The 8,731-nt window shown below is 46.3% G+C and carries 8 protein-coding genes; 4 read left to right on the top strand and 4 right to left on the bottom strand.

Annotated features, from left to right (window positions below; translation table 11 throughout):
* Positions 1–78: 78 nt before the first annotated feature.
* From ACFS25_RS13050 to ACFS25_RS13040, 3 genes are all read right to left on the bottom strand, one after another.
* Positions 79–513: an energy transducer TonB gene (locus tag ACFS25_RS13050; RefSeq protein ID WP_381501251.1), complete on the bottom strand. Its 435-nt coding sequence runs from the start codon at positions 511–513 to the stop codon at positions 79–81.
* Between the two features lie 50 nt (positions 514–563).
* Entirely contained in the window at positions 564–1,304 is a 741-nt protein-coding gene (locus ACFS25_RS13045) for a beta propeller repeat protein (protein WP_381501249.1), read from the bottom strand.
* 468 nt (positions 1,305–1,772) lie between these two features.
* On the bottom strand, positions 1,773–2,195 hold the full coding sequence (locus ACFS25_RS13040; RefSeq protein ID WP_381501247.1) for a UPF0158 family protein: 423 nt from the start codon (positions 2,193–2,195) through the stop codon (positions 1,773–1,775).
* Between the two features lie 694 nt (positions 2,196–2,889).
* Here ACFS25_RS13040 and ACFS25_RS13035 point away from each other — a divergent pair.
* Positions 2,890–3,537, top strand: coding sequence for a response regulator (locus tag ACFS25_RS13035; RefSeq protein WP_381501245.1), 648 nt, complete (start codon positions 2,890–2,892; stop codon positions 3,535–3,537).
* Positions 3,538–3,565: 28 nt separating this feature from the next.
* A complete protein-coding gene (locus tag ACFS25_RS13030) occupies positions 3,566–5,338 on the top strand; it encodes a tetratricopeptide repeat-containing sensor histidine kinase (RefSeq protein ID WP_381501243.1) in 1,773 nt (590 codons plus the stop codon).
* A 30-nt stretch (positions 5,339–5,368) separates the two neighbouring features.
* Here ACFS25_RS13030 and ACFS25_RS13025 read toward each other — a convergent pair whose 3' ends face one another.
* On the bottom strand, positions 5,369–6,538 hold the full coding sequence (locus ACFS25_RS13025; protein ID WP_381501241.1) for a glycoside hydrolase family 26 protein: 1,170 nt from the start codon (positions 6,536–6,538) through the stop codon (positions 5,369–5,371).
* 413 nt (positions 6,539–6,951) lie between these two features.
* On the opposite strand from ACFS25_RS13025, the gene ACFS25_RS13020 reads away from it, so the two are divergent.
* Positions 6,952–7,602, top strand: a complete 651-nt coding sequence (locus tag ACFS25_RS13020; protein WP_381501237.1) for a hypothetical protein — start codon at positions 6,952–6,954, stop codon at positions 7,600–7,602.
* Between the two features lie 132 nt (positions 7,603–7,734).
* The coding region (locus ACFS25_RS13015; protein WP_381501234.1) for a PQQ-dependent sugar dehydrogenase at positions 7,735–8,731 on the top strand (997 nt) is incomplete at its 3' end.

The raw sequence follows: 8,731 nt of genomic DNA, 5'->3' as shown, positions 1-8,731 counted from the left end.
TTGCCACCCGTCCCTGATTTCGCAATCATTTAGGGTGAACGAATCGCACAAGTGGCAATATGTTAAGTAGATAGAATATTACAGTAAAGTGAATGAGAACGGCAAACTAGTTTGCACGTTTACAGGCTTTCCTTTAAGCTGGCCAGGTATCCAGTTTGGCATGGCCTTCACTACTCGAGTTGCTTCTTCATCACAGCCCCCGCCTACACTTTGTTTGATCTCTATATTCGCAATACGGCCAATATCGGTAACGACGAAACCAACGATCACTTTGCCTTGAATTTTTGCGCGTTGTGCTTCGGCTGGATAGCGTAAATTTTTCATCAAATAGTTATTGAGTTCAACTTGCCCTCCTGGAAAGGTTGGCGCTTGATCCACGGTAGTAAAAACTTCTCCAACAATAGCCGAATTTTCAGGGTCAACCCCTTTTTTACACATGCTAAAAAGGAGAATGAAAAGCAACAGCATGAAGCGAGGTGAAGAGATTAACCGAGCGAAATAAGTGGGATTCATGATACGAATGGAAGTGAAGAAATCAGTTGTATAATTTGCTTCATGATAAGCTATGGTAATGGATGCTTGGAAATATAGACCACGCCCCGGCCCTGTTTACTGTTGCAAAATGAGAAGCTCTCTCCGGAATGTCCTCGTCCGCAAACCGCGTCAGTACCCGCGATATATAGCCGTTGCTGATCGTCTAAATACAAACTCTGAAGTTGATGAAGCTGAGGCAGATCAATCCGGCGACCATCTGAAGTAATAAACCCAGGCGTTTCAAAATTACCCACTGTTGCCGTTGGACCATCGAGAAAGACTTGATTGATCTTATAACTCACTCCCGTGGAGGCTGTAATAGGGTTAACAGGAAATCCATTGTAACCCAGTGATGGGATGTAATCAAGTGCCAGATTCCCCCTTTTCTGATAGGGCTGCCAGTTCTTACCATTGTCCACACTATACTTATCGGGTGATGTTAACGCCCGGTAATTTATAAAACTAGTCATGGTAAATAGGGTATCTCGATACTGCACAATGCCAAACATTCCATTAGACTGTTGGAGTACTTGCTGCCAATGCTGGCCCTTATCAATCGAACGGAAGATGGCAAAACCGGTTGAAATCAGCAAAGTTTTATCTCGATCCCCCCATACGCCTACGATTTCTTTATCTACGGGTGATCTCAGAGTGTACCAGTCTGGGTATTCGGCTAGGACGGTGTCGTGCTCAGGATCGACGATGTCAGCTGGAGCCTTTTTACAAGACAAAGCTAATAGCAGTAGGCTACAGTAAAGCAACGTTTTCATGGTTGTTGAGTCTTGATTTTACTATTTTTAAAAGGCAATAATAGTGACTTTTACTCTATGAGGTAACCGACAGTCATGCTGTCAATCTACCGATATTCCCTTAACATGATAAAGGCCTTTCTTCTCCCCTTTCCAACGTACAATTGGACCTGTTTTTATCGCTTATACAAGGGGGTTGATCTGAGAATATTCCCTTAACATAACGTTGCATATACAACTTGACTAGGAAAAATACCACTGATTTTAAAATCATATAAACACTCCCTTTTCTTTCGCGACTGGTAAAAAGGCCGGTTTATAAGTCAATGATTTGGTTTGTTGTTTTTATATCTTGCTTAGGCCCGTATTGAATTATGTCAAGATACATACATCAATGAATATAATCTGACCGATTGTACAAAAGAAAGATAGCACCTACCCAGTTTTGCGCATCCAATAAAAATAGCAGCCTAACAGCAACCAAGCCAGTTAATCAACCAGACTCAATTGCCGCTTTAACCACGCCAGTGTCTGCTCATCCCGAAAGGCAAACCAGGCCTGTCGATAGGGCCCCGAACGATCAATGACGTCTTTGTAATGTCGGAAGGGTTTGGGGCGGCTAAGAATGACCAAAAGCTTACTGCGGAAGGGTTCCTCTGTTTGCTGTAGAACAAACTGTTCCATGAATCGAAAAGTATCCCCGCTGCTCAGACTGGGTACCTGCCAGTACTGCTCGGCAAAAGCTTCTACCTGGAGCATGTCAGCTTGCCACTCCCGGGTTTCCAACTCGGAAAACTGATCTAGGTTGGGGAAGGTTATGAGTTGGCCTGTTTGCCGATGCACATAACAGCTCATACCGATTTGTTGCTGATCGAGAATGTCTTTTAACTGAGAGTCATTGAGTGGAATCATCTGATTACAGAGACCATTTGTTAAGCTACCCCTTGGAACGATTAGCCAAGAATGCATCGGCTACAAAATTAGCTTTTGTGCCCTTTATTTAACCCAATCCTATTGGAAAAACAGCCTTATAGAGCAACCTACCAACAACCTTCTGCAAGGTCAAGTATAAAAGGATTTTCTTAAACGGTTTTGATTTTGACCGTGTCTTGTCCGGAATTTATTCGGAGGGTTTCGTGAACGATTTTGTTTTATGTTTTAATAAAGCATAATTGCCTATTACACAGCAAATTATATAGTTCAATAAATAACAATAGCTGACGTTTAATTGAACGATTTCTAATAACTTCCGTTGTTCGCTCAAATTATTCACGCTTAGAAGCTTATGGCCCCAATTCGTTCAACTTAATTAACAAATGAACGTCCGACCCTCAATCGTTGAGTGTCCAATAATTGGGGGGACGTCAGTCGACATATTAAAACACTGCATTAGACCAAATTCGTGACGTCTGACCCCCAATAATGCCCTTAGGGTTTTCCCTAAGATTTACGAGATGAGAAATTCTTGGCTTACATCCATGGCCGATTTATTATACTTTTGATGGTTAAAATTTTTATTATCCAAACCTATTATGAATTGCTGGTAGCATTTTGCCCCTTATCCGCATTTAGGGTTACTAATTTACTTTATGGATAAAGTATATACATGATACGAGTTCTCATAGCTGATGACCACAATGTCTTTGTCGAGGGCATAGATTCGCTTATTTCGGGATCGCTGGATATTGAAGTGACCGAGCGATGCTATTCGGTTCAGTCAGTCATTGAAAGACTAAATCAGACGGCGATCGACGTCGTATTACTCGATATTTCGTTTCCTCACATCGAAGACGGTCTTGGTCTTTGTGAATACATAACCCGTACGTATCCAACGACGAAAGTGGTTGCACTAACCATGCATGACGACGCCAGTCTTATTAAGCGGGTCGTGAAAAAAGGGGCCAAAGGTTATTTGCTGAAGAATACAACCAAGACGGAGTTACTACAGGCCATCCAGGCGGTTCACCACGATAAGCAATATTTCAACGAATCGATCACGCAAATTCTGCTGAATGACAGCCCCAAGTCCAAAAGGTATACAGCCGGTGTTGGTGTAAAGCCAAACCTCACCCCGCGTGAATCGGAAGTGTTGACCCACATTGCACAGGGATTGACAACGCAGCAGATGGCCACTCAGTTATTTTTGAGTGCTAAGGCGATCGAATTTCACCGCAGTAGCCTGCTTATGAAGTTCGGCGTTTCCAACACAGCCTTACTAGTAAAGACGGCTATGGAGATGCAATTGATTGACTGATCCTATTTTGTCAACATAGTTAATGCTCATGAAATTCTGTTCTCTTCGGACTGGTTGGTGGATCACCCCCTTTTTTTTTCTTGCCTTAGCGGGCGGGTTTCAACCTGTCAAGGCGGTGTCGGATACTACGTCTGTCGATAGTCTGAAAAAGCAGATAAACGGGTTGGTTCAGGCCAAAAAATACGGTCAGGCCGCCCAGTCTTATAATTATTTAGGCAAGCTATACCATCGGCAGTACGGATACAATAAATATACGATGGACTCCTACTTCAGCAGCCTGAAGTACTACAGCCTGATGGGCGATTCACTGGGGTATTTTAATGAGTATCTGGCGATTGGAAACTATTACACGCAAGATTATTTCATGCAGGCCTATGCCGGGCAGTACCTGAATAAAGCACAGCCATATTTTGAGCGTACGCGTAACATGCCCAAAGTTATTGAGTGTCGATTGGGTTTTGACAACATCGCTCACTATAGAGAACCTATGGCACCCAGCTTGATAACTCACCTGCGCGAAACCGAGCGGCTTAGCGTCCAATACAAGCAGGCTTACTCGCAGGCGTATGCTCTCAATCTGCTGGCCAATACGTACCTCCGCGCCAAGCGGCCCGATTCTGCCGACTATTTTGCCAGCCAAAGCCTGATCCTGTCGAACCGATTAAAAATCAACTGGTTGATATCCCTGAATCACTTTTACCTGGGCCTGGTCGAACAGTCTAAAAATCATAGTTTGGCCGCTATTGAAGCCTATCAGAAGAGCTACTCCCTATCGAAGGCTGAAAATAATCTGGGCATGTTGCAGGAATTGTCGCGACACACGGCGGATAGCTATTCGCGCCTAGGCGATTATAAAAAGGCATACGACTGGTCCTTAAAAACGCTCGATTTAGCGGTCCGGTTTTACACGTCTGAACAGACAAAAAGTATTCGTTTGCAGGAATTAGACAGCCAGATCAAAACGCTGGGCGTCGAAAAACAACTGGTTGACCAACAAAGCCGCAATCAGAACGTATTGAATTCGGTGCTGATTGTGGGGTTTATAATCAGTGTTCTAGGCGTGTTCGCCCTGGTGTTTCTGCGACGCCAGCAAAAACTAATCGCCCATCAGCACACGGTGATCGCCCAGCAACAGATTCGGCAATTAGAGCTTAGATCGCTACGGGCCATGATCGAAGGGCAGGAAGGCGAACGGAGTCGGATTGCCCGTGATCTACACGATGGACTGGGTATTCAACTCTCGCGCATCAAACTATTTGTCGAAGCGCATCAGGATGAATTGCCTTTATCCGTGAAGGAACCCCTGAACCAGTTTCTGGATGAAGCCTGCACCGAAACCCGCCTGATTTCGAACGATTTGCGACCTTATGCTCTGTCGACCTTCGGCCTTATTCCGGCGTTAGAGGACCTGGTACAAAAGCTTAATCTGGTTAATAAAACAAAGCTAATTTTAGAACAGTACGGCGAGATTCCGGCCTTGGGCGACGAAGCTTCTACAATGATCTACCGGGTGGTGCAGGAGTTGCTCAATAACGCACTCAAACACGCACATGCTCAGACGGTTACCATGCAGCTTATGGCTAGTGAAAAAACAACCCTGATTAGTGTAGATGACGACGGCCAGGGGGCTGATTTTGATAATCTGTTAGTAAAAGGGAATGGCATTGCCAACATCAAGTCACGTATAGACTACCTAGGTGGGCAGGTCATGTGGCAGAGCGAACCCGGAAAAGGTACGTCTGTTATGATTTCACTGCCCATGCAGAAATTGCAAAAAACGGAAGCGCTTGTTGTGGCTTGACGAATCGAGCGCGGTTTTAAGCACGTGCTACTAAAATAACCCCAACCATTTCCGCTTGTACACCTTTGGCAAATCAGCTTCAAATACCGTATAGGGATCCTTGTAAAAACGCATGAAATCGGGTACGCTGGGTTGGCCTGGAAAAGGGGCGTAAAAATGGGTTTTACTTTTGGCATCGTTCCGCCAGACCAGTACGTAGGACAGCGTTAACTTTTCAGATTTCAGGGATTTTAGTAACGTGGTGGTCCACCAGGTTGTGTCGGGAATGGACTCTAAACCCGTTTCGGTAAAGGCCGCTAATTTTCCCCATCGCTGTGCGTAATCGGAGACAATCTTCAGCTTTTTCACCCCAGCCGCTACGTTATAACGCCCATCCCGACCGAAGTCCGCATAATCATCAAGGCCAACCATATCGACCCACTCATTACCCGGGAACCGCTCCAGGTATTCGGCTTCAGTTTTGAAGGTACAATCTGGTGAGAACGCGTATAGCATCGTGTGAACGTGCAGGCTGTCGCGCAGGTAGGAGACCGTAAATTGCCACAACGACTTCATATCTTCCGGTGTGCAGTGCGGTTTACCCCACCAGAACCAACCACCATCCAGCTCGTGATAGGGGCGAAAAATTAAGGGAATCGGCTTGCCATCGGCTCCGCGTAGCGAGTTCGTGAAATCGCCAAGGGTATGTAAAATCTGCTTGTACTGCTGGTGATGAGTCCCGCCCGGAATCAAACGTGGCACGGCCGGAACCGACACCGAATCCTTCCAGTAAAACCCTCCGGCCGATGCAGGGTTGGAAAAGTGCCAGGCCACCGTCGAGATACCTCCTCGGTTGTAGGTGTCCGTAATCTGCCGACGTAACGATTCTTTCGCCTGTTCAATGGCCTGAAGTGGACGACCCGACAGACCACTGAAATCAACCCCGATAACGGCCGGATGAGAACCGCTCACCGATTTTACGTCTGACCGATTGGTATCCCCGTACCAGCCATGCCCATACTCCGTAGCACTCTGATGACCAAACAGGATATGCTTTTTGGCCAGCCGATGTAGGTTGTAAAAGAGAGCCTGAGTTTCCTGTGTCGCCTGTGAGTCAATGGGTTTTCGAGCTGCCTGTGCATAAAGATTGCTCCCCTCTATAAAGCTGCCTGACAGCGCAAGTAATAGGTTCAGAAAGATAATAACCCTACAATTCATCATAACGTACTACCTGTTTTAGGTCTCACTAAAGGAGTTAAGTTTTACTTCCTTATCTAGGGTTTTCCCTAGGTTTTAAAAAAGTAGGGTTTTCCTTACTCGATCACTATCCTGATTAGTCCTATTTTTGGTCAACAAAATTCTATTTTCACTACGCCCAGCCCTTACCTTTCAACAGTATGCCAAACATTCTACTGAATCAAGTACAGTCAACGCGTTGAAACCTGAGGCCTATACTCGCTCTTTTTCTGATCGCTTTATTTGAAGAGTAGTACCTCGGTATTTGGCGCTGATCCGATCAAACTGGAAGCCGAAGCCAGTAACTGAATTTTGGCCTAATAAGCGCACAATATTCACACGTCTGCCTCACGGCATGATAACTAAGACTCTTTTTCCTGACTATCCTATTCTGATTTATGCGTACAGCAAGCTTTTTTCTCTTTACCGTAGCGATTTATTTTTCCATCAGCTTTATCGCCGTCAAACCGATTGGTGCATTCCAGCACAGTCAGGACATTGGCAATCCCAAACTGGCCGGCTCATCGACCTATAACGAGGTGACGAAGGAGTATAGGCTGAGCGGTTCCGGATACAACATCTGGTTTGCACGGGATGAATTTCAGTTTCTGTTCAAAAAAATAAGCGGTGATTTTACTGTAACCGCCGATTTTGAGTTTGTGGGGGCCGGTACGGACCCGCATCGAAAAGTGGGGTGGATGGTTCGTGAATCACTGACTGATGATGCTTCCCATATCAGTGCCGTGACGCATGGCGATGGCTTGACCGTACTCCAGTGGCGGGTCAGGAAAGGCATGGCGATGCGCGATCCGGAAGACGAAATTTTTAGTCCTGAGAAGAACGTTCAGACGATCCAGGTGGAGCGCAAGGGCGATGAGTATACCATGCGGGTGGCTAAAAAAGGGGAAGCCTTACAGACCGTTGGGTCGCACAAGATGCCTGACCTATCGGCCCCCCTTTTTGTGGGGTTGTATATCTGTTCGCATAATCCCGAAAAAGTGGAAGAAGCGATTGTCAGAAACGTTCAACTCGTTCAGGCTAAACCCTGACCGAACGTAGTATAGCTCAAGGATCACTTCATCGAGTACCGATTTTATTGTAGTTAGTCGAAATAACCCATTCATTCTCCAGGAATAGCTACCTGGTCTGTCGCTAATCGTCACGAGTTATCAGAACCTTTTATGAAAGTCCAACACATTTGTCTTATTCTTTTCGGTCTTCTGGTGACCGTCATCCCCGCCACCGCTCAGCTGCCCAGAAAACCCGAAAGCAATCGGTTTACCAAGGTCGTGCTCGCCCAGCGGCTGGAAGAACCTATGCAGTTTCAGATCCTCAAGGATGGCCGGGTGCTGTATGCGGAACGGAAAGGGAAAATTAAGGTCTTCGATCCCACCTCATCAGCGACTGAAACGATTGCCACCTTTGCCGTCAGTACCAAATATGTCAACAAAGCAGGCGAAGTAACGGAAGGCGAAGATGGCATGCAGGGTGTGATTCTGGATCCGAACTTTGAAAAAAATCACTGGATTTATCTCTACTATTCATTAGCGGGCGAGGAAGCCAAGAATGTACTGGTCCGCTATGAATGGCAGGGAAAACAATTACTGGAAAGTTCCCGTAAAGTGATGCTCGAAGTAGCCGTTCAACGGGAAGAATGCTGCCACGTCGGCGGTGGTATGGTCTTTGATGCGAATAAAAACCTCTACCTGACGACGGGCGACAATACCTTCTCCCGGGCTTCCGATGGGTTTAGCCCTTTGGATGTTCGGCCCGGACAGTCCGCCCGCGACTCGCAAAAGTCTTCACCCAATACGAATGATTTGCGCGGAAAGATTTTACGCATTCACCCGGAAGATGACGGAACGTATTCGATTCCTACAGGCAATCTTTTCCCTGTGGGAACGCCCCAGACCAGACCCGAGATCTATACAATGGGAAACCGCAACCCCTGGCGGCCCACCATCGACTCCAAAACGGGATGGCTCTACTGGGGCGAGGTAGGGCCAGATGGTTCCCAGGATGATTTGGCCAAACGGGGACCGCAGTCGTATGATGAATTTAATCGGGCCAAACAGCCGGGTAACTATGGCTGGCCCTACTTTGTGGCCAACAACAAGGCCTATCGACACTATGATTTTGAGACGAAAGTATCCGGCGATTTTTTTGATGCGGCTCACC

Origin of the sequence: Spirosoma flavum (assembly GCF_042686045.1) — a bacterium.
Taxonomy (GTDB): Bacteria; Bacteroidota; Bacteroidia; order Cytophagales; family Spirosomataceae; genus Spirosoma; species Spirosoma flavum.
This window is presented reverse-complemented; position numbering and strand designations above follow the sequence as displayed.

Bases quoted from the DNA above. Each gene is read 5' to 3' on its own strand.
- ACFS25_RS13050 (WP_381501251.1), bottom strand. From the start codon at position 513: ATGAATCCCACTTATTTCGCTCGGTTAATCTCTTCACCTCGCTTCATG.
- ACFS25_RS13045 (WP_381501249.1), bottom strand. From the start codon at position 1,304: ATGAAAACGTTGCTTTACTGTAGCCTACTGCTATTAGCTTTGTCTTGT.
- ACFS25_RS13040 (WP_381501247.1), bottom strand. From the start codon at position 2,195: ATGATTCCACTCAATGACTCTCAGTTAAAAGACATTCTCGATCAGCAA.
- ACFS25_RS13035 (WP_381501245.1), top strand. From the start codon at position 2,890: ATGATACGAGTTCTCATAGCTGATGACCACAATGTCTTTGTCGAGGGC.
- ACFS25_RS13030 (WP_381501243.1), top strand. From the start codon at position 3,566: ATGAAATTCTGTTCTCTTCGGACTGGTTGGTGGATCACCCCCTTTTTT.
- ACFS25_RS13025 (WP_381501241.1), bottom strand. From the start codon at position 6,538: ATGATGAATTGTAGGGTTATTATCTTTCTGAACCTATTACTTGCGCTG.
- ACFS25_RS13020 (WP_381501237.1), top strand. From the start codon at position 6,952: ATGCGTACAGCAAGCTTTTTTCTCTTTACCGTAGCGATTTATTTTTCC.